The organism is Leifsonia tongyongensis, assembly GCF_010686705.1.
GTDB lineage: Bacteria > Actinomycetota > Actinomycetes > Actinomycetales > Microbacteriaceae > Diaminobutyricibacter > Diaminobutyricibacter tongyongensis.
The window spans coordinates 343,618-364,350 of record NZ_JAAGWY010000003.1; the positions used below are offsets into that span (position 1 = coordinate 343,618).

The window sequence follows — 20,733 nt, forward strand, 5'->3', positions numbered from 1 at the left end:
CAAACGGTTGCACCAGAATCGAAGGAGAGTCACGATGAGGTGTTCGGTGCGACCCAGCCTCACCTCAGGAGCAGTCACATGACCCAGACGACCCGGCCGACCCGGCCGACCCAGGCGACCCGGCCGACGTGGACCCTCTCCGGGTTCGGCGACGAGATCGACCAGGACCCGGTCGTGCAGGCCGCCGTGCTGCAGGCGCTCGGCGCCCACCACATCGAGGTCCGCAGCGCGTGGGGAGTGAACATCGTCGATCTCGACGAGGACTCGCTCGATCGGCTGGCCGGGATCCTGTCGGAGCGCTCGATGGGCGTCTCGGCCATCGCCTCACCGATCGGCAAGGTGGACGTCTCTCTGCCGGTCGAGCACGAGGTGGAACGCCTCACACGGGCGATCGCTGCCGCCCATCGGCTCGGCTCCGGCTTCATCCGGATCTTCTCGTTCTACCGGGGCGATGGAGTGAGCGTGGAGAGCATCCGAGACGACGTCCTGCAGCGGATGCGCGCCCTCGCCGCTCTCGCCGAGGCGTCCGGTGTCGTGCTCCTGCACGAGAACGAGAAGGACGTCTACGGAGACACCCCGGAGCGGGTGCTCGATGTCATCGAATCGGTCGGCTCCGACCATCTCCGCGTCGCCTGGGACAGCGCGAACTTCGTGCAGGTCGGCGTCGGGCGACCATTCGACGACGCCTATGCGATGCTGCGCCCGCACTTCGCGTACCTGCAGGTCAAAGATGCCCTCTCAGCGAGCGGCGAAGTGCGCCCCGCGGGGGAGGGCGACGGCCAGGTACTCGAGACCCTCACCGCCCTCCGCGACGACGGCTACGCCGGCTTCGCGTCGCTCGAACCGCACCTCACCGATGTGAACGCCCTCGGGGGATTCTCCGGACCGGAGGCGTTCGGGCGAGCCGGGCGTGCCTTCCGCACCCTCACCGACCAGATTGGAGTCCGCCTCGCATGAGCGATGCAGCCACCGGCCGATCCGTCCTCTCCGTCGCCATCGTCGGATGCGGGATCATCGGCCTCAACCACGCACGGGCGATCGCCCGGCACCCCCGCCTCACGATCACAGCTCTCGTCGACGCCGTGCCTGCCGCGGCGACGATGCTGGCCGACCAGGTCGAGTCGGAACTCGGGATCGCCCGGCCGGCTGAGCACGTCAGCCTGACCGCCGCGCTCGCCGCCAGCCCGATCGACCTCGTCGTGGTGTGCACGCCCAGCGGGCTCCATGTCCCGCTCGCCGAGGAGGCACTCCTCGCAGGCAAGCATGTCGTCATCGAGAAGCCGCTCGACGTCTCGATGGAGCGGGCGAGAGAGATCGCCGGTCTCGCGGCAGCCGCTGCGACGCGCGGGCTCGTCGTGTCGGTGATCAGCCAGCATCGCTTCGACCCCTCGTCGGTCGCGGTCGCGCGGGCGGTCCGTGACGGCCGGTTCGGGCGCGTGACCAGTGGGATCGCATCCGTCGCCTGGTGGCGCAGCCAGGACTACTACGACTCAGGGCAGTGGCGGGGGACGTGGGAGTTCGACGGCGGCGGAGCCGTCATGAACCAGGGTGTGCACACCGTCGACCTGCTCGTCTGGTTCCTCGGGCGCCCTGTCGACGTCTACGCCCACACTGCTCTGCTCGCCCACGACCGCGTCGAGGTCGAAGACGTCGCCGTCGCCACCGTGCGGTTCGAGTCGGGCGCGCTCGGCGTCATCCATGCCACGACCGCCGCCTACCCCGGGCTGTCGGTGCGCGTGCAGGTGCATGGCGACCGCGGGTCGGCGATCATCGACGACGACCAGCTCGAATACTTCTACGCGGCAGGCGATGACGCGTTCGATCCGGGCGGATCGTCGGCTCGCAACCAGGCCGCTGAGCTGGTGCCGGCGGATGAACTCCGCGGCGGCGACCGCGGACCGGATGTGTTCATCACGGGCCATCTGCGCCAGTACGAGGATGTCGTCGACGCGATCGTCGAAGGGCGGGAACCCGGCGTTCGCGTCGAGGACGCTCTCCTCTCGCTCGCGGTCGTGCGTGCGGTCTACCTCTCCGCGACGCTCGGTCGGTCGGTCGCGGTCGACGAGGTCCTGTCGGGATCGCTCGACGGAATCAGCGTCGTTACCGGAACCGTCGCATGAGGTTCTCCGTCTTCACCGCCTCGACACCCGAGTGGACGCCCGAGGAGGCCGCGCGCATCCTCGCCGCCCAGGGCTGGGAGGGCATCGAATGGCGTGTCACCGACCAGCAGCCCGCGGATCCGCCGGGATTCTGGGCAGGCAATCGCGCCACCTGGCCGCTCGAAGGTCTCGAGGGCTCCCTCGACGAAATCGCGCGCATCACCCGCGAGGCCGGCCTCGAGTTCTCGGGGATCGGCGGGTACGCGCGAGCCGACGACCACGAGAACGTGGACAGGATGCTCGCCGCGACGGCGGCCCTGGGCGCCCGCCAGGTGCGCGTGACCATGCCGCAGACACGGCTCGGCGACTACCGCGAGCTGTTCGCGGCGACACGCGCCGACCTGGAATGGGCGGCGGAGCGCGCAGCATCCCTCGGTGTGAAGGCACTCGTCGAGCTGCACCACACGACGATCACGCCGTCGGCGTCCGCTGCGTTCCGGCTCGTCGACGGGCTCGACCCCCGGCACGTCGGCGTGATCCACGACCTCGGCAACCTCGTCATCGAAGGACACGAGGATCACCTCGCGGCCTTCCAGCTGCTCGGGCCGTATCTCGCCCACGTGCACGTCAAGAACGTGCGCTGGGTGCCGACCGGGGAGCCCGGATTCGACGGCAGCGTCTCCTGGCATGACGAGTGGGCTCCGCTGCGCACCGGGCAGGCGGACGTCGAGGCCTATTTCGCCGCGCTCGCCGCGTTCGGCTACGACGGCTGGGTGACCGCGGAGGACTTCTCGACCGACCTTCCCCTCGAGGAGCGGACGCGGGACAATCTCGAATACCTGTGGGCTGTCGAGTCCCGCACCCGGGAACGCGCCGGTGAGGAGAGACGATGACGTCGGTCGGTCCGGAGGTGATGGGCGCGGATTCACCGCGCACGAAGCGTCACCCCGTGCGGATCGTGCACCTCGGTCTCGGTGCTTTCCATCGCGCCCACCAGGCCTGGTACACCCAGCTCGCCAACGACGCAGACACGGATGAGGGCTGGGGCATCGCCGCGTTCACGGGACGGAGCCCGGACGCCGCGACGGTGCTCGCCGCCCAGGATGACGTCTACACCCTGATCGAGCGTGCCGGTGCGGGGGACTCCGCCCGGCTGATCGAGAGCATCAGCGTTGCGGCCGACGGCGCCGACGAGAGCCTCTGGCGCGCTGCGATGGCCGACCCCGCTGTCGCGATCGTCACGCTCACGATCACCGAGGCCGGCTATCGGGCCATGGGACCCGCGTCGGCCGGCGCACGGCTTGCCGATGGGCTTCGTGCGCGTCGCGCTGCCGGGTCGCCGCCGATCGCCGTCGTCAGCTGCGACAACCTGCCTGGGAACGGCGAGGTCGTGCGCGACCTCGTGCGCGGGATCGCATCCACGGATCCCGGTCTGGTCGACTGGGTCGACGGGAACGTCTCCTTCGTTTCGACGATGGTCGACCGCATCACCCCCGCATCCACACCACGCGACCAGGCGATCGCCCGCACGCTCACCGGTTTCGCGGATGCGGCCCCGGTCGTCACCGAACCGTTCAGCGAATGGGTGCTGAGCGGCGCATTCCCGTCCGGCCGACCGGAGTGGGATGTCGCCGGTGCGCGTTTCGTCGACGACATCGAACCGTTCGAACGGCGCAAACTCTGGCTGCTGAACGCCGGGCATTCGGCGCTCGCGTACCTCGGACTGCTGCGCGAATGCACGACCATCGCCGAGGCCATGGCCGACAGCGTGTGCCGGGATGCCCTCGAGGCGGTGTGGGCGGAGGCGAGCCCCGTGCTTCCGTTCGACGCCGCTGAACTGGAGGTGCAGTTCGCCACGCTCCGCTCGCGCTTCGAGAACGCGCGCATCGAGCATCGGCTCGTGCAGATCGCGCAGGACGGGTCGCAGAAGCTGCCTCCGCGCATCCTCGATGCCGCTCGTGCGCGCGCCGAGGCGGGTCTTCCTGTCGGAGTGGCGGAGGCACGCGTCGTCGCTGCCTGGATCATCCATCTCACGACCGACGCCGTCCGCGATCCGGGTGCGCAGGCGCTGGTGCGGATGCTCGACCTCCGCGACGTCGAGGCGAGCGCACACGACGCGATCGCCCTGCTCGAACCCGAACCATCCCGGGTCGACGCGGCCTTCGTCGCCGAGGTCGCCCGGCAGCTCGTCGAACTGCGACGGCTCGACGATCTCACCACCCCCGAAACGCGAGGAGCACGCTGATATGCGAATCACATCCGCCGAGGTCCTGGTCTCGAGCCCGGGCCGCAATTTCGTGACGCTGCGGATCACCACGGACAACGGCTTCGTCGGCCTGGGCGACGCGACCCTCAACGGTCGCGAGCTCGCGGTGGCCGCCTATCTGAGCGAGCACGTGGTGCCGTTGCTGATCGGCCGGGATGCGCACAGGATCGAGGACACGTGGCAATACCTCTACCGTGGTGCGTATTGGCGTCGGGGACCGGTGACGATGGCGTCGATCGCGGCGGTGGACACCGCGCTGTGGGACATCAAGGCGAAGGTCGCCGGGCTGCCCCTCTATCAGTTGCTGGGTGGTCGCAGCAGGGAAGGGCTGCTCGTCTACGGGCACGCGTCCGGGGCGGAGCTGCCCGAGCTGTTCGACTCGATCAATGAGCACCTCGAGGAGGGCTACCGGGCGGTGCGGGTGCAGACGGGCATCCCTGGGTTGTCGTCGGTGTACGGGGTCGCATCCAGCAAGAACGCTGCGGCCGGTGCGGGCAGCGGCAGCGACGCCCGCTACGACTACGAGCCGGCCCGGCGCAGCGCCGTCCCCGTCGAGGAGACCTGGGACACGCGGGCGTACCTGCGACACGCGCCGACGGTGTTCGAGGCGGTGCGGAACGAGTTCGGCCCCGAGCTTCCGCTGCTGCACGATGCGCATCACCGGCTCACCCCGATCCAGGCGGCGAAGCTCGGCAAGTCGCTGGAACCGTACGACCTTTTCTGGCTCGAAGACGTGACCCCGGCCGAGAACCAGGCAGCACTGCGGCGGGTGCGCGAGCACACCACGACCCCGCTGGCGATCGGCGAGGTGTTCAACACGATCTGGGACTACCGGGAACTGTTCGAGGAACAGCTGATCGACTACGTGCGCTCGCCCGTCACCCACGCGGGCGGCATCACGGCGCTCCGGCGCATCTTCGACTATGCGGCGGTGTACCAGATCAAGTCGGGCGTGCACGGCCCGACCGATGTCTCGCCGGTCGGCCTGGCCGCGGCCATCCACCTCGGAATCGCGATTCCGAACTTCGGCATCCAGGAGTACATGCGGCACAGCGCGGCCACCCACGAGGTCTTCCGCACCAGCTACCGCTTCGCCGACGGGATGCTCATCCCGAGCGACGACCCCGGGCTCGGCGTCGACTACGACGACCTCGTGGCGCAATCGTTCCCCTACGAGGCGGCATACTTGCCGGTGAACCGTCTGACCGACGGGACGATGCACGACTGGTGATGCACGACGGTGATGCACGACTGGTGATGCACGACTGGCAGAGAGCAGGACGACCCCGATGACCGAACCCCACCCGCAGACCGGGCGTCCGCTCATCGTCGTCATGGGGGTGTCCGGCTCGGGCAAGAGCACGGTGGGTGCGCTGCTCGCCGAGTCGATCGGCGTGGGGTTCACGGATGGCGACGACCTGCATCCGCCCGCGAACGTCGCGAAGATGGCGGCCGGCATCCCCCTCGACGACGCCGACCGGTGGCCGTGGCTCGCCGCCGTCGGCCGGGCGCTCGCGGACGCCGGCCCGGCCGGGCTGGTCGTCGCCTGCTCCGCACTGAAACGCAGCTACCGCGATGCGATCCGCGCCGAGGCGCCGACCGTGCGATTCGTCGAACTCGACAATTCGGCCGACATCCTCGCCGAACGCATGACAGAGCGCACAGACCATTTCATGCCGGAGAGCCTCCTGGCCTCGCAGCTCGCAACGCTCGAACCGCTGGCCCCCGACGAGCCCGGCGTGCGCATCCCGAACGACGAGCCGCCGTCCGCCGTCGTCGCGTGTGCCCGCGCCGCCCTGGGGATCGGGTAGACTGGCGAACTGAACTTCGGCGAGGGATGCTCACCCGGGCTACCGGGCGTGTGTCCGTTATCGACGCGGTGGAGCAGGCTTCGCAGTCTTTCCTCACACGTCTTTCATCTGAACGATGCGTTCGAGTCGACACAACACCAGACACTGCGAGTCCCCGCTCGCCTGACAGCCGGCACGCCCGGCAAGGAGAAAAACCATGGCTGACGAGAGCAACAAAGTCGCCGCTGAGCTGCGCACCAGCTTCGGCAAAGGCGCTGCGCGCAAGATCCGCGCAGTAGGCAAGATCCCCGCCGTCATCTACGGACACGGCACCGACCCCCAGCACGTGACCCTCCCGGCCCACCAGGTCGGCCTGCTGCTCCGCAAGGCGAACGCCGTGCTCGAGCTCGACATCGAGGGCAAGAGCCAGCTCGCGCTGGTCAAGGACGTGCAGAAGGACCCCGTGCTGCAGATCATCGAGCACCTCGACCTCATCGTCGTCCGCCGTGGCGAGAAGGTGCACGTCGAGGTCCCGGTCCACGTCGAAGGCGAGTCGTTCTCGGGCACCATCGCTGTGCTCGAAGTCGCGACCGTGCGTGTCGAGGCCGAGGCGACCCACATCCCCGAGCGCATCGTCCTCAACGTCGAAGGTGCAGAAGAGGGCACCCAGTTCCACGCGAAGGACCTGCCGCTCCCGTCCGGTTCGACGCTGCTCGACGAGCCCGACGTCCTCATCCTCAACGTCCTCGTGCCCGCAGCGGCCCGTGCCGACGAAGAGGCCGAGGAAGCAGCTGCAGCTGCCGAGGAGGCAGCCGAGGCTCCTGAGGCCGAAGCCGCAGAGTAGTCGGCACTCGCACACAGAGATGACTTCACGCCGCCGTGAGATCACGTCACGTGGACTCGTCTGACACGCCCTGGCTGGTAGTCGGGCTCGGTAATCCCGGGCCCGGCTACGCAGCCACGCGCCATAACGTGGGGCAGATGGTCCTCGCCGAGCTCGCAGCGCGCGGCGGGATGAAGTTCAAGACCCACAAGACCAACTCGACGGTCGCCGAGGGGCGCATCTTGCCCGGCGGCCCCCGGTTCATCCTCGCCAAGCCGAACACGTTCATGAACGTGTCCGGCGGACCGGTCTCCCAGCTGATGCGGTTCTATTCGCTCGAACCTTCGCGGCTGATCGTGGTGCACGACGAACTCGACATCCCGTTCGACACCATGAAACTCAAGTTCGGCGGAGGCCACGGCGGGCACAACGGCGTCCGCGACGTGATCGCCGCACTCGGCACGGGCGACTTCACCCGGGTGAGGGTGGGCGTCGGACGCCCGCCCGGTCAACAGGGCGCGGCCGACCACGTGCTCCGCGAATTCGGTTCGGCGGAGCGCAAGGTGCTGCCGAACGTCATCGCGGATGCGGCCGATGCGGTCGAGCAGATCGCGACCGACGGACTCACCGCGGCGCAGCTCCGGTTCCATACGTCCGCCTGAGGCGGTCGCATCCGTCCTCCTCCCGCCGGGCGGGCGGTGTTCGTAATTCAGGAACTTCGGGGGTGCGCCGGCGTGGGTCGTGCATCCCATCAGGGCTTTTTCCGCGCTGGAGCGCGAGACCGTCACGTCTGTCCCACGAACTCCTGTTTTGTGAACGGCGCTGCGGCGCCGCCGCTCTCTATGGGCCGGGCCAGCGGTGTTCGTAATTCAGGAACTTCGGGGGTGCGCCGACGCTGGCCGCGCATCCCATCAGGCCTTTTTCCGCGCGAGGGGCGCGCGACCGTCACGTCGGTCCCACGAACTCCTGAATTGCGAACGGCGCTGGCCTGCGGGTCAGGGCCCGCCGACGAATGCGGTGATCGTGACTCCGAACGCGGTGAACGCGACGATCGGCGCGAGCACGGAGACGACGATCGCGACGATCCCGTAGGCGCGCCCACGGTTCTTCGCTGTGGCGACGATGCCCTGGATGAGGGCCCAGAGCCCGAGCGCCGTGCCGAAAAGGATCGTGGCCAGGAAACCGAGGCTGTAGCCGGCGAGCGCAGGCGATGCCCCCTGCTGATTGAGCGTGACGGTATTGCCCGACCGGGTCGTGTACGGCCCGAGGGCCGTCCCCAGGCTGATGAAGACCACGAGCGACACGACGAACACCACGATCGCCACAATCATCGCGACGAGACCGAGGGTTTTCGACTTGGGCGCTGCGACCTGCTCGCCGTATTGCGGTTGGGCGTAGCCCGGGGCGGGCTGCCCATAGACCGGTGGCTGCTGGTACGCCGGCTGCTGGTACGCGGGCGGCTGCTGGTACGCGGGTGGCTGCTGCCCGTATCCCGGGATCCGTTCACCGTAGGCCGGGGGCGCCTCCGCGGGAGCAGTCGGTGCAGCGGGTGCAGCGGGAGCAGCGGGAGCCGTCGGAGCGGTCGGAACCGTCGGAGGAGCAGGCAGCGGGGGAGCCGGCTCGGCCGGCGGCGGGGCCGGCTGCTCGCCGGTCGACGCGGGCTCAGCAGGCGGACCGGATGGCGCGTTCGGCTCCGGCGGCGGGAAATCGGTCATGCCCAGAGGCTATTGGCAGAGCGGCCCCGGGGCAATCACCGACGGTCACCCCCTTTCGAGTGTTCTCCCATGCAAACACGAGCAAGCTCCCGGCCTGCGTCGAGGCTCGGAGAATACAGTCAGGGACATGAAGTTGCACACGCGTGAGTGGGGCACGGGAGATCGTCACGCGGTGCTGGTCCACGGCGTCATGTCGGATTCCCGCTGTTGGCGGACGGTCGGGCCCGCGTTGGCCGAGAAGGGCTATCGCGTCACCGCCGTCGACCTTCGAGGTCACGGTCACAGCCCGCGATCGAACGAGTACACGGCAGAACTGCTCGCGCAGGACGTCGTCGACACCGTGGCGCCCCACCCTGAGCTCGTGATGGGTCACTCCCTGGGAGGTCTCACGGTCAGCCTGGCCGTCGAACGACTTCAGCCGGAGCGTGTCGTCTACGTCGACCCGGCGTTCGGTCCCGAGCTGCCGTGGTGGCAGCGGATGCTCGCCCCAGCCTTCCTCCGGACCCTCGCCTGGGCGTCCGCCGCAGCCATCGCCCGCCGCAATCCGCGCTGGGATCCGCTCGATGTCGCCATCGAGGTCGAGACGATGAAGTCGTACGACAGGGCCGTCATCCCGGTGCTGGTGGCGCCCGGATCCCTTCGGCCGCCGGAAGAGATGCACGTTCCCTCGCTGGTCGTGCTCGCCGACAACTCGCACCTCGTGAAAGAGGATCTCGCCGACCGCCTGCGGGATCGCGGCTTCGCCGTCCGGATCGTCGCCGGGGCCGGCCACACCGTGAACCGGGACGACTTCGAGGGCTTCATGAGGGCGCTCGACGGCTGGATCTGAGCCTCGCGGTCGACACGTCGGTGGTACTCCGTAGACTTGTCCGGTGATCCTTCAGGGCTTAATCGCGGCGCTTTCGCGCGCCTCCACGTTCGATGACGCCCTCGCGTATTCATCGCGCAACGCCGACTTCTCGCTGACCGACGGGCTGCGGGCGCCTCTGCTCGCCGGGCTCCTCGCGCGCCGGGCGCTGTCGGAGCTGCCACCTGCGCTCCTGGTGATCACAGCGACAGGTCGCGAGTCCGAGTCCGTGCGCGGCGCGCTCGCCAGCGTGGTGCCGAACGCCGAGATCATCGAGTTCCCGGCGTGGGAGACCCTGCCGCACGAACGCCTGAGCCCGAGCGCCGAGATCGTCGGCAAGAGGCTGTTGGCCCTGCGCCGCCTGGCCGAATGGCAGAAGGGCGACCGTTCCACGCCGATCATCGTGGTGGCATCTGTGCGCGCCGCATTGCAGCCGGTGGCCGACAACCTCACCGACTATGAGGCCATCGAACTGACAGCCGCCGGGCGCGGGTTCGATCTGGCGGGGCTCGCCCTGCAGCTCGTCGACCTCGCCTACTCGCGCGTCGACATGGTCACGCGGCGCGGCGAGTTCGCCGTGCGCGGCGGCATCCTCGACGTGTTCCCGCCCACGGCCGAGCATCCGTACCGGGTCGACTTCTTCGGCGACGAGGTGGAGCAGATCCGGCCGTTCTCGGTCGCCGACCAGCGGTCGCTTCCCGACGCGATCGCCTCCGTGACGCTTCCGCCGAGCCGGGAGCTCCTGCTGAGCGATTCGGTCCGCCAGCGCGCCCGCGAGATGGAGCACGAGTTTCCGAGCATGTCCGGGATGCTCGCGAAGATCGCGGAAGGCATCCCGGTCGAGGGAATGGAGTCGCTCGCTCCCGCGCTCGTCGATCGCCTCGTCCCGATCACCCATTACCTGCCCGACGGCGCTGCCGTCGCCGTTCTCTCTCCGGAGCGGGTGGCCGGACGCGCGATCAGCCTCGCTGAGACGAACCGGGAGTTCCTCTCGGCAGCCTGGAGCGCCGCGACGGTCGGTGCCGCAGCGCCGATCGACCTCGCTGCCGGCGACTTCATGACCCTGGAGAAGCTCAGGGAGAGTGTGCAGTTCTCGAGTCCTGGCGCGCTGGAGCTTGGAGCGTCGCATCGCGACGCCGCGACGCCAGCGCCGAGCGAGCTGCGCTCGCGAGGTTCGGCCCCAAACCATCCCTGGTGGACGTTCAGCAGCTTCAACGCCGGCGATCCGGTGCCCGAGCTCCGCGAGGTCGAGGAATACCTCGCGGTGCGCATCGACGCCGAGGCCATCCCGAGCTTCCAGGGCAACGTCGACGGCGCGATCCAGCACGTGGCGGCTCGACTGCGCGACGGGTGGAGGGTGGCGGTCGTCGCCGAAGGCGCCGGCCTCGTCGAGCGGGCGGCCGACGTGCTCGCCGAACAGGAACTGCCCGCGCGGCTGGTGGAGGAGTACCCGGCGGATCCCGAACCGGGCGTCGCATACCTGCTGAAGGCATCCGTCGAGCACGGGTTCGAACTGGCGGAAGCCAAGCTCGCGCTGATGAGCGAGGGCGAGTTCTACGGGCGCGCCGCCGGCTACGACTCACGCCAGGTCAAGAAGCTGGCGGCGCGTCGAAAGAACGTGGTCGACCCGCTCCAGCTGAAGGCGGGCGACTACGTCGTTCATCAGACGCACGGCATCGGCAAGTTCGTCGAACTCACGCAGCGTGAAGTCTCGAGCGGTGGGCGCAACGCGGTGAAGTCGAAGCGAGAGTATCTGTTGCTCGAGTACGCGCCGTCGAAACGCGGCTACCCCGGCGACAAGCTCTACGTGCCGACCGACCAGCTCGACCTGCTGACCCGTTACGTGGGCGGCGAGGCCCCGGCGCTCAGCAAGATGGGGGGCAGCGACTGGGCTGCGGCGAAGGGGCGCGCCCGCAAGGCTGTGCGCGACATCGCTGTCGAACTGGTCAAGCTCTACTCGGCCCGGATGGCCAGCAAAGGACACGCCTTCGGGCCCGACACCCCCTGGCAGCGCGAACTCGAGGAGGCGTTCCCGTTCGCGGAGACGCCCGACCAGCTGCAGACCATCGACGAGGTGAAGGCCGACATGGAGCGGCCGATCCCGATGGACCGGCTCATCTCGGGCGATGTCGGCTTCGGGAAGACCGAGATCGCGGTGCGTGCGGCGTTCAAGGCCGTCCAGGACGGCAAGCAGGTCGTCATGCTCGTGCCCACCACCCTTCTCGTGAAACAGCACTTCGAGACCTTCCAGGAGCGTTTCGCCGGCTTCCCCATCCATCTGCGCGCGCTCAGCCGGTTCCAGACGGACCGCGAGGCCGCCGAGACCGTCCGCGGGCTCGCCGACGGCACCGTCGACATCGTGATCGGAACGCACCGTCTGCTCGCCGATGGGATCACGCTCAAAGATCTGGGCCTCGTGATCATCGACGAGGAGCAGCGCTTCGGCGTCGAGCACAAGGACGCACTCAAGAAGCTGAAGACGAACGTCGACATCCTCGCGATGAGCGCCACGCCCATCCCGCGAACGCTGGAGATGGCTGTCACGGGCATCCGCGAGATGTCCACACTCGCGACGCCACCCGAAGACCGGCATCCGATCCTCACCTTCGTCGGGCCGTACTCAGAACGCCAGGTCGCGGCCGCGATCCGACGCGAGCTCCTGCGCGAGGGGCAGGTCTTCTTCGTGCACAACCGGGTGGGCAGCATCTCGCGAGCCGCAGCCAAACTGGCTGAGCTCGTGCCGGAGGCGCGCATCGCCGTCGCCCACGGCCAGTTGCCTGAGCATGTGCTCGAGCAGGTGGTCGTCGACTTCTGGGAACGCAAGTTCGATGTGCTCGTCTCCACGACCATCATCGAGACCGGTCTGGACATCGCCAACGCGAACACGATCATCATCGACCGCGCGGACAAGTACGGGCTCAGCCAGCTCCATCAGCTGCGTGGTCGCGTCGGCCGCGGAAGGGAGCGCGCGTACGCGTACTTCCTGTGGGATGAGAACAAACCGCTCACCGAGACCGCCCACGACCGCCTGTCGACGATCGCGGCCAACAACGATCTCGGCAGCGGCATGCAGGTGGCTCTGAAAGACCTCGAGATCCGTGGCGCGGGCAACCTGCTCGGCGGCGAACAGTCCGGTCACATCGCCGGGGTCGGGTTCGACCTCTATCTGAGGATGATCGGCGAGGCCGTCAGCACGTTCAGGGGAGAAGTTGCCGAAGGGCAGACCGAGTTGCGCCTCGAGCTGCCGGTCGATGCGCACATCCCCGAAGACTATGTCGACAGTGAGCGGCTGCGTCTCGAGGCCTACCAGAAGCTGTCGACCGCCAGCTCGCCCAGCGCGAAGGAGGACCAGATCGGGCTTGTGCTCGAGGAGCTGACAGACCGGTACGGCGAGCCTCCCGAGCAGGTGGTGAACCTCATCGCCGTGTCCCGGCTCCGGCGCACGGCGCAGCGTGCGGGGCTCGGAGAGGTCGTCGCGATGGGCTCCAACCTCCGGGTGGCGCCCGCCATCCTTCCCGACTCGCTTCAGGTGCGCCTGCAGCGGATGTACCCGGGCTCCAAATACCACGCCGCACCGAAGGTCGTCACCGTGCCACTGCCGCGCGTGAACGGCGAAGCGCCCGCCGATGCCGACCTGGTCGAGTGGGTCCGTTCGCTGCTGGGAGCGATCTTCCCGGTTCCGGAACCGGCCGAGCCTGCCGAAGCGGCCGAAGCCCCGGCCAATTAGCGGCTACCGCTGGCGAACCGTGTAGGTCAGGTGCGTCGCCCGCTTCGTCGGTTGCGAGCTGACCTGCTGCAGCGCGATCCGGCTCGCGTCCACGCCGTCGAACAGGCGGATGCCCGCCCCGAACAGCACGGGAGAGAGCGCGATCGAGAACTCGTCGACCAGGCCGGCGTTCAGGTACTCCAGGATCGCCGCACCGCCGCCCGCGATGCGGACGTCTCGATCACCGGCGGCTTCGCGCGCCAGGTCGAGTGCGGTCTCGATGCCGTCGTCGACGAAGTGGAAGGTGGTTCCGCCGAGCCGCTCCCAGGGGTCACGCGTCTCGTGGGTCACCACGAACACCGGCGTGTGGAAAGGAGCATCCTCCGGCCACGCCTGTTCGCCGGCTTCGAACATGCGCTTGCCCATCACGCTCGCGCCGGTGCGCTCGAACGTCTGACGCGCAATGTCGTTGTCGAGACCTTCGTCTCCGCCGGCGCCGAGCCCCAGGTTCTCGCGGAAGAACCGCGTCGGGAAGACCCATTGCTGCAGTTCCATCCACTGCTGCCCCATCAGCTCGTCCGGGGACTGGGGCGCGATGAACCCGTCCAATGACATCGACACGCTGAAGAAGACTTTTCCGGTCACGATCGCATGGTACCCCGCGCAGGGATGCGGTCCCGCCCTAGGCGTGCGGGTGCGACCCCGCGGCGGCACCCCAGACGATCGCTCCCAGGACGACGAGCAGGATGACCGCGGCGAGCGCAATGCCGACGGGGTGTCCCAGGTTGACCGTCCAGCCCACGCCGAACCGTTTGGGGACGACCAAAGCCGGGTCCGCCCGGTTGACGTAGACGGATCCGGCCTTCCAGAAGCGGTCGTCGTCGGGCGCTTCGGGCCGGGGAGCGTCGGTGGGGCCCGCGCTTCCGGCCGAGACCGGCACGCCGGCGCGCGCGGCCACGGTCGCGCGTCGATACCGGACGAGGAACAGGACGATCAGGGCGAAGAGGAGCAGCGGAAGTGCCAGGGTGGCGACGAGGATGACGGTCGGCGAGTCCGGGGCCAGCCACCCGACGACGGCCACGCTCGCGAATTCGAGGGCGATGAGGAAGGCGAGCTGGCCCAGCAGCTCCTGCATCAGGGTGAGCTGGGCGACAGCGAGGCGCGCGGACACCTCGGGAGAGTCCGATGCGACTGCCCTGACCGGCCACCGCGGCATGAGCACGGCGAGCACGAACAGGAACGCCACCACGCCGATGCCCAGCAGGATCGGGCCGAACACCGACCAGAGGTCCTTCGCGGCGAACCGGTCGGCGACCCCATCCGCGTTCCAGTGCACCGGCAGGGGGTTGGGGAGGCTGTCGTAGATCGCTGCGCCGATGACGATGGCCGCCATGAGCACGATGATGCCAGCGACGTACCAGCCCAGCGCGGGCGCGACCCGGGGCCGGCCGGCAGTGGTGACGGTGGCCGCAAGCCGCACGGGCACATCGTGATACCAGTCGCCATCCCGTTTGGCCTGCTGGATGCGGCGACGGCTCGTGAGGTAGACGGTGAGGGTGCCGGCGAGAATCACCAGGATCGGCAGGAGCGCGGACGCCAGCGGCGCGAGGGCTGCGCCGAGGATGCCGACGACGACCGCGCCGAGCGTCACGGAGACCATCCCGATGCGGTACCACTTCACAGCGCCGGTCACGGCAGGATCGCCGACGCGGGTGCTGGGGATGCTGACCCCGAGCGGGATCGTCGGTCGCGTCAACCAGGGCATGGCGTAGAACATCGCGCCGATCAGGATGACGATGAGCAAGGTGACGATGGACACGATCCAGTTCATGAGGGGCTGTCTTTCGCTGTGTCGGACGTGGAGCGACGGGCGGAGAAGTCGTCGACGATGGCGGTGCTGCGTTCGATGATCGCGGCGTCGGTGAGGCCTTGGGCGACGGCCTCGGCGAGCAGCGTCGCCAGTCGCGCCGACCAGTCGGCGACGAATGCGTCGTCGGCGGGAGCGGTTCCCGGACCGCGGGCGATGACGGAGCCCGACTTGTGGTTGGTGCGGATGATTCCTTCGTTGCGCAGCACGTCGTACGCCTTCGCGACGGTCGCCACGTTGATGCCGAAGTCGACCGCCAGCTGGCGAACCGAGGCAAGCTGGTCGCCGGGGGTGAGGTCGCCGGCGGCGACTGCTTCGACGACCCGATCGCGGATCTGTTGGTAGATCGGCGCAGCCGACACCGGATCGATCTGGATCTGCACGTGGTCACCGCCCTTCATCTGCTCCATCTGTACTATAACAGATGGTACAGATGGCGCGACCAGCGGGTCAGGCGGCAGGCGAGGGGCGCGGATGCTCGCGCCGGACCTTGCGGGCGAGCCGGCTGACCAGCAGCGCCGCGATCACGATCGAGATGCCCGAACCGAGCAGCACCGCGAGCGTTCCTTCATCCCGTACCTCGGAGTGCGCGGCGAACGCCAGCTCGTTCATCAGCAGGGAGACGGTGAAGCCGATGCCGCCGAGGGCGGCGACCATGACCAGCCCCTCGAATGAGATCTTGCCCCGGTCGGCCCCGCGCCGGGTGAACGAGCCCAGCCAGCCGCCCAGGGTGATCCCGATGAGCTTGCCGAGCGGAAGGGCGACCAGGATTCCCCAGAACGCCGGGGCAAGCTGCGAGGGCGCGACCTGGGGGATGGGTACCAGCGCGGCGGAGAAGGCGAAGAGCGGAAGGATAACTCCGTTGGACCAGGGTTCCAGGTGGTGGGTGACCCGGCCGGCGGGTTGCCGGGACATGACCAGCCCGAGGGCGACGCCGGCGATGGTGGCGTGCACGCCGGAGTCGTGGACGAGCCACCAGCTGAGACCGGCGAGCAGCACCATCAGCACCCCGATCGGCACCCGCATCCGCCCTTTCAGGTAACGGCTGAGCACACCGAAGAGGGTGACGGTGACCGCGGCGAGGAGCAGTTCGACGAGGTTCGGGTTCGCAGTGAAGAAGATCGCGATGATCAGGATCGCGATCAGGTCATCGAGGATCGCGAGTGCGAGGAGGAACACCCGCAGCCGGTTGGGAAGCCCGCGGCCGAACACGGCGAGAACACCGAGCGCGAACGCGATGTCGGTCGCGGTCGGGATCGGCCAGCCCTGGCCGTAGCCGGCCGATCCCGCGATCAGCAGGTAGATCCCGGCGGGCACGATCACGCCGAAGACCGCGGCGATCGCGGGATGGATCGCCTTCTGCAGGGTGTTGAGCTCACCGACGACGAGTTCGTGTTTCAGTTCGACCGCAACGATGAAGAAGAAGACCGCCAGCAGCCCGTCGCTGATCCAGTGGCCGACGGTGAGCTGCGTGCCGGGCCAGCCGATCGTCGTGTGCTGCAGGTCGGCAAGCGTGGGTCCCACTGCGGTGTTCGCGAGCAACAGGCCCAGAGCCGCAGCACCCAGCAGCAGCCCGGCCGCCGTGCGCTCCGACCGGATCAGACTCACAGCGGAGCGACCAGGCAGAGCACGTGGCCGTCGGCGTCGCGGATCACCGACTGCCGCTCGCCCCACTCCTGGTCCGCCGGCTCGTCGATGACCGTCGCCCCGGCCTCGACGGCCGCTTCGGTCGCCGCGTCCACATCGGCGACGGTGAAGCTCGGTGCGACGCCGGCGTCCCCGGTGGCCGGGATGCGCTCGTGCAGCAACACCTCGATCCCGCTTCCGCCCACATCCGAATCCGTCGCGAGCATCACCAGACCCTCGACCGCATAGCGGCGGATCAGGCCGAGCACGCCCTCGTAGAGAGCGAGCGCACGGGGGAGTTCTTCGACCGAGATGGTGAGTCGTACGATGCGGGTTCCCATGACATCAGGCTAGTCGTCCGGGGTTCTCGGGCCACGGTGAGAAGATGGCAGTGGACGTATTGGAGGGCTCATGACCGACCTCAGTTTCTCATCCTCCGCAGCGACCGGGGTGCCGACCGAACTCGACGAACTGGTCGCCGTGATGGCCCGGCTCCGCGGGCCCGGCGGGTGTCCCTGGGATGCCGACCAGACGCATGAGTCGCTCGTGCAGTACCTGATCGAGGAGACCTACGAGCTCGTCGAGGCGATCGAGACCGGCAACCGTGACGACATGCTCGAGGAGCTGGGCGACGTGCTGTACCAGGTGCTCTTCCACGCGGACATCGCTGCCCACACCCCCGGCGAGGATTTCGACATCCAGGACGTCGCTGCCCAGATGACGGCGAAGATGGTCGGCCGGCATCCGCACGTCTTCGGCGACCGCGTCGCGGAGACCCCGGATGCGGTCATGGAGTTCTGGGAAGACCTCAAGCGAAGCGAGAAGCCCGGCCGCACCAGCGTGCTCGACGGGATTCCCCAGGCGATGCCCTCGCTTGCACTGGCTGACAAACTCCTGGGTCGCGCCGAGAAGGTGGGACTCATCGAGCTCGAGGGCGCCGGCGGCGTGAACGTCGAGTCGGAGGATGAGCTGGGCGCGCTCCTGCTGGCGATCGTGGCGTCGGCGAAGTCGAAGGGTCTCGATGCCGAGCGGGCGCTGCGTGCCACCTTGCGTGACCTGCAGGGCGAGATCCGCGAGCACGAGGCCGGGGTCGCGGACGCGGGGATCATCGGGCTGGCTGTACCCGAGGCCTGATAGCGCGCCCGAGGCCTGATAGCGCGCCCGAGGCCCGATCGAGCGCTGACGGAGGCCGTGGCCGACGGCGCGATCACCAGGTGGGCACCCCCTCGACCATTCGGGTGAGAGCGGAACCGCACTCCTGGCGTCTGGCGATCGTGCCGTCGTCCTGTGTCTGGCAGCGAGCACCGCCCGGGGTCGGGTCGGGATGCGGCTCATGCCATGTCCTATTGGGACACCACCGAAGCCGGCAGGCCCGGCCATCAGGGTGGCAACACGGACAGTTTACGACCGGGGGCGAACGCTCGCGAGATGAATTTCGCTCATCCGAGCATACGTGTGAAGAACGCTCGGATAGCGTCCGCTGTGTCCTCCGGCTGCTCGATCCCGGCGAAATGACCGCCCCGCGGCGCGACGACGAACTCCCGGAGGTCGGCGGACGCTCTTTCTGCGAGCGAACGCGGGAAGCCCTGCATGACCGGCTCCCGGCACAGATATACGCCGACCGGCGCCTCGATCAGCGGGCGAGGCGCATTCGCGGGGTAGTCGAAGTACTGCGCGAACGAGGTGCCGATGCTCTCAGTGACCCAGTAGAGCGTCGCGATGGTGAGCAGCACATCCGCGTCCACCACCCGGTCGAGGTCGCCGTCGACCCAGTCGTGCCATTTGTCGGCGATCCATGCCAGCAGTCCCGCAGGCGAGTCTCCCAGCGCGGCCGCGATCGTGTCGGGACGGGTGAGCATGATCTCGCTGTAGCCGCCGTCGGCGCGGTCGTACCGGTCGACCCCCTCGAGGTACACCCGCTCTTCCTCGCTGTGCGGCGCCGTGTCAGCAGGAAAGGGCGCGTTGAGCAGCTGGATGCCGATGACGCGATCGGCGTGCTCGACCCCGAGCCAGGTGGCCGCGCCGCCGCCGATGTCACCGCCGAACGCCGCATAGCGGTCGTAGCCGAGCACGCCCGTCATCAGTTCGTGCAGGTCCTCGGCGATCTCGTGGCGTGTCAGGGGCCGGTCGCCGAGCTCGGAGAACACGAAACCGGGCAGCGACGGGATGATGACGTCGAACGCGATGCGGGCATCCGACCCGGAGGCGGCGGGGTTGGCGAGACGCTCGCCCAACGGAAGGTACTCGGTGAACGCGCTCGGCCAGCCATGGAGAAGCAGCAACGGCACGCGGAGTTCGGCTGAACCGGCGGCAGGGATGCGCACGAAATGGATGCGATGGCCGCGCACGTCGGCGAGGGAATGCTCGAACGCGTTCAGCCGGTCTTCGATCGCACGCCAGTCGAACGCCGCCCACGCGGCGACCATCGCGCGGAGCCTCGCGGGGTCCATCCCGCCCTCCCAGGGCTTCGACCCGAGCGCCGGGACGAGCCTGGTCCGCTCGAGCCGGAGCCGGAGGTCGTCGAGCACCTCGTCGGGCACGCGGATGCGGAACGGTTCGATGGTCATCGCTGCCACCGTACCCGCCCGTGGAAGAATCGTCAGCATGGCTGCTCCCATCACCCCGCCCCGCGGCATGCGCGACTTCCTTCCCGCCGACAAAGCCCGCCGGGAGCACGCGCTCGGAGTCATCAGGAAGACCTTCGCTGCACACGGGTTCGACGAGATCGAGACGCCAGTCGTCGAGGACATCGCGCGCCTCCACTCGGGGCTCGGCGGCGACAACGAGAAGCTCGCGTTCAGCGTGATGCGACGAGGACTGGATTCCGACGACCTCGCAGCCGCGATCGACCACGGCGACCTGATGAGCCTCGCCGACCTCGGCCTGCGCTTCGACCTCACCGTTCCGCTCGCCCGGTTCTACGCCACGCACCGGGCCGAGCTCCCGCCGGTCTTCCGCGCGATCCAGATCGCCCCGGTCTGGCGGGCCGAGCGACCGCAGAAGGGCCGGTACCGCCAGTTCGTGCAATGCGACATCGACATCATCGGCGAGGCGGGCCAGCTCGCCGAGGTCGAGCTCATCACGGCGACGGCCGCGGCTCTCGAAGCGCTCGGGCTCGAAGGCTGCACGATCCGGATCAACGACCGCCGCATCCTGAACGGTCTGCTCGAATTCTGCGGGTTCGAGGAGTCACGGTGGCCCCAGGTGCTGATCTCGATCGACAAGCTCGACAAGATCGGCGCCCAGGGCGTCGTAGCAGAGCTGAGCGCTGACGGCGCCGACTCGGCCGCCGTGCTGGGCGGCGTGCTCGAGACGCTCGAGCCGCACCTCGCCGAAGGCGGAGTGGCGCTGACCGTGGAGGCCATCACGGCGATCCTCCCGGACGGCATCGACACCGACGCCGTCGCCCAGCTGGAGGCGCTCGCCCACGCGCTCAGTTCGCTCCCGCCCGGGGTCGAGCTGCGCTTCGACCCGACACTGGTACGGGGGATGGGCTATTACACCGGCACCATCTTCGAGATCTCGCACCCGGGCTCGGGGAGTTCCGTCGGCGGCGGCGGCCGCTACGACGGGATGATCGGGCGCTTTCTCGGCACCGACGTGCCCGCGTGCGGCTTCTCCATAGGGTTCGAGCGGGTGGTCGACCTCATCGAGCTGCCCGAGACGGATGGGGCGGATGCGGTCGTCCTCGTCTTCGACCCGACCGTACCGCTGTCCCGGCTCCTCACCCTCAAGAGCGCGCTCCTCGACGATGGGCGGCGCGTGCGCCTCGAACGCCGCGCCAAAAACCTCAAAGCGCTGCTGGACCGGTCGGCGGCCGCGGGGTTCGCATCCTTCGCCTTCGTGACCGACGAAACGGGCAGTGTCGCCGACCTCGAGTTCAAGCCGCTCGCCTGAAGCGGGCTCGGGGCCCTTTCTGCGAGGTCACTAGACTGGCCAGCGGATCAACGGAGATTTCACCCCACCCCCCACACCGTGAAACAAGGAGACAGTT

At 68.7% G+C, this 20,733-nt stretch carries 19 protein-coding genes; 12 read left to right on the top strand and 7 right to left on the bottom strand.

Translation table 11 applies throughout. The annotated features are described in order from the left end of the window. The first annotated feature begins 78 nt into the window (after positions 1-78). The 8 genes from G3T36_RS15025 (at position 79) to pth (ending at position 7,640) form a co-directional block, all read left to right on the top strand. Positions 79-957 (top strand): sugar phosphate isomerase/epimerase family protein, encoded by an 879-nt coding sequence (locus tag G3T36_RS15025; protein ID WP_163290619.1) that lies wholly within the window; start codon positions 79-81, stop codon positions 955-957. After that, a complete protein-coding gene (locus G3T36_RS15030) occupies positions 954-2,120 on the top strand; it encodes a Gfo/Idh/MocA family protein (protein WP_163290620.1) in 1,167 nt (388 codons plus the stop codon). Before G3T36_RS15025 ends, G3T36_RS15030 begins: the two co-directional genes overlap by 4 nt. Beyond that, positions 2,117-2,992, top strand: coding sequence for a sugar phosphate isomerase/epimerase family protein (locus tag G3T36_RS15035; RefSeq protein ID WP_163290621.1), 876 nt, complete (start codon positions 2,117-2,119; stop codon positions 2,990-2,992). Before G3T36_RS15030 ends, G3T36_RS15035 begins: the two co-directional genes overlap by 4 nt. After that, complete coding sequence (locus G3T36_RS15040) at positions 2,989-4,344, top strand: mannitol dehydrogenase family protein (RefSeq protein ID WP_240148557.1); 1,356 nt, start codon at positions 2,989-2,991, stop codon at positions 4,342-4,344. Before G3T36_RS15035 ends, G3T36_RS15040 begins: the two co-directional genes overlap by 4 nt. 1 nt (position 4,345) lies before the next feature. Beyond that, entirely contained in the window at positions 4,346-5,596 is a 1,251-nt protein-coding gene (gene manD / locus G3T36_RS15045) for a D-mannonate dehydratase ManD (RefSeq protein WP_163290622.1), read from the top strand. 58 nt (positions 5,597-5,654) lie between these two features. Further along, complete coding sequence (locus tag G3T36_RS15050) at positions 5,655-6,176, top strand: gluconokinase (protein WP_163290623.1); 522 nt, start codon at positions 5,655-5,657, stop codon at positions 6,174-6,176. A 196-nt stretch (positions 6,177-6,372) separates the two neighbouring features. Next, entirely contained in the window at positions 6,373-6,999 is a 627-nt protein-coding gene (locus G3T36_RS15055) for a 50S ribosomal protein L25/general stress protein Ctc (RefSeq protein ID WP_163290624.1), read from the top strand. A 50-nt stretch (positions 7,000-7,049) separates the two neighbouring features. After that, complete coding sequence (gene pth, locus G3T36_RS15060) at positions 7,050-7,640, top strand: aminoacyl-tRNA hydrolase (RefSeq protein WP_338031598.1); 591 nt, start codon at positions 7,050-7,052, stop codon at positions 7,638-7,640. A 333-nt stretch (positions 7,641-7,973) separates the two neighbouring features. On the opposite strand, the gene G3T36_RS15065 is transcribed toward pth, so the two are convergent. Continuing rightward, complete coding sequence (locus G3T36_RS15065; RefSeq protein WP_163290626.1) at positions 7,974-8,693, bottom strand: hypothetical protein; 720 nt, start codon at positions 8,691-8,693, stop codon at positions 7,974-7,976. A 127-nt stretch (positions 8,694-8,820) separates the two neighbouring features. Here G3T36_RS15065 and G3T36_RS15070 point away from each other — a divergent pair, with 127 nt between their 5' ends. Beyond that, entirely contained in the window at positions 8,821-9,522 is a 702-nt protein-coding gene (locus G3T36_RS15070; protein ID WP_163290627.1) for an alpha/beta fold hydrolase, read from the top strand. A gap of 43 nt (positions 9,523-9,565) precedes the next feature. After that, entirely contained in the window at positions 9,566-13,267 is a 3,702-nt protein-coding gene (mfd, locus tag G3T36_RS15075; protein WP_163290628.1) for a transcription-repair coupling factor, read from the top strand. A 3-nt stretch (positions 13,268-13,270) separates the two neighbouring features. On the opposite strand, the gene G3T36_RS15080 is transcribed toward mfd, so the two are convergent. The 5 genes from G3T36_RS15080 to G3T36_RS15100 are packed head-to-tail and all read right to left on the bottom strand — an operon-like array spanning position 13,271 to position 17,080. Then, on the bottom strand, positions 13,271-13,891 hold the full coding sequence (locus G3T36_RS15080; protein ID WP_163290629.1) for a dihydrofolate reductase family protein: 621 nt from the start codon (positions 13,889-13,891) through the stop codon (positions 13,271-13,273). Positions 13,892-13,928: 37 nt separating this feature from the next. Beyond that, positions 13,929-15,077, bottom strand: coding sequence for a DUF1648 domain-containing protein (locus G3T36_RS15085; protein ID WP_163290630.1), 1,149 nt, complete (start codon positions 15,075-15,077; stop codon positions 13,929-13,931). Then, the gene (locus G3T36_RS15090; protein ID WP_240148558.1) at positions 15,074-15,523 is read right to left on the bottom strand and encodes a GntR family transcriptional regulator; all 450 of its coding nucleotides are present in this window, start codon (positions 15,521-15,523) and stop codon (positions 15,074-15,076) included. The genes G3T36_RS15085 and G3T36_RS15090 overlap by 4 nt, the downstream gene beginning before the upstream one ends. Before the next feature lie 40 nt (positions 15,524-15,563). Continuing rightward, positions 15,564-16,721, bottom strand: coding sequence for a Na+/H+ antiporter NhaA (gene nhaA, locus G3T36_RS15095; RefSeq protein ID WP_163290631.1), 1,158 nt, complete (start codon positions 16,719-16,721; stop codon positions 15,564-15,566). Then, entirely contained in the window at positions 16,718-17,080 is a 363-nt protein-coding gene (locus G3T36_RS15100; RefSeq protein ID WP_163290632.1) for a VOC family protein, read from the bottom strand. The genes nhaA and G3T36_RS15100 overlap by 4 nt, the downstream gene beginning before the upstream one ends. A gap of 70 nt (positions 17,081-17,150) precedes the next feature. On the opposite strand from G3T36_RS15100, the gene G3T36_RS15105 reads away from it, so the two are divergent. Then, positions 17,151-17,873 carry a nucleoside triphosphate pyrophosphohydrolase gene (locus tag G3T36_RS15105; RefSeq protein WP_163290633.1) on the top strand — a complete coding sequence of 241 codons (723 nt, stop codon included), beginning with the start codon at positions 17,151-17,153 and terminating at the stop codon, positions 17,871-17,873. Between the two features lie 305 nt (positions 17,874-18,178). Here the strand turns inward: G3T36_RS15105 and G3T36_RS15110 are convergent, their stop codons facing one another. After that, entirely contained in the window at positions 18,179-19,306 is a 1,128-nt protein-coding gene (locus G3T36_RS15110; RefSeq protein ID WP_163290634.1) for an epoxide hydrolase family protein, read from the bottom strand. Between the two features lie 37 nt (positions 19,307-19,343). Between G3T36_RS15110 and hisS the strand changes: the two genes are divergently transcribed. After that, the gene (gene hisS, locus G3T36_RS15115) at positions 19,344-20,636 is read left to right on the top strand and encodes a histidine--tRNA ligase (protein ID WP_163290635.1); all 1,293 of its coding nucleotides are present in this window, start codon (positions 19,344-19,346) and stop codon (positions 20,634-20,636) included. Positions 20,637-20,733 lie beyond the last annotated feature (97 nt).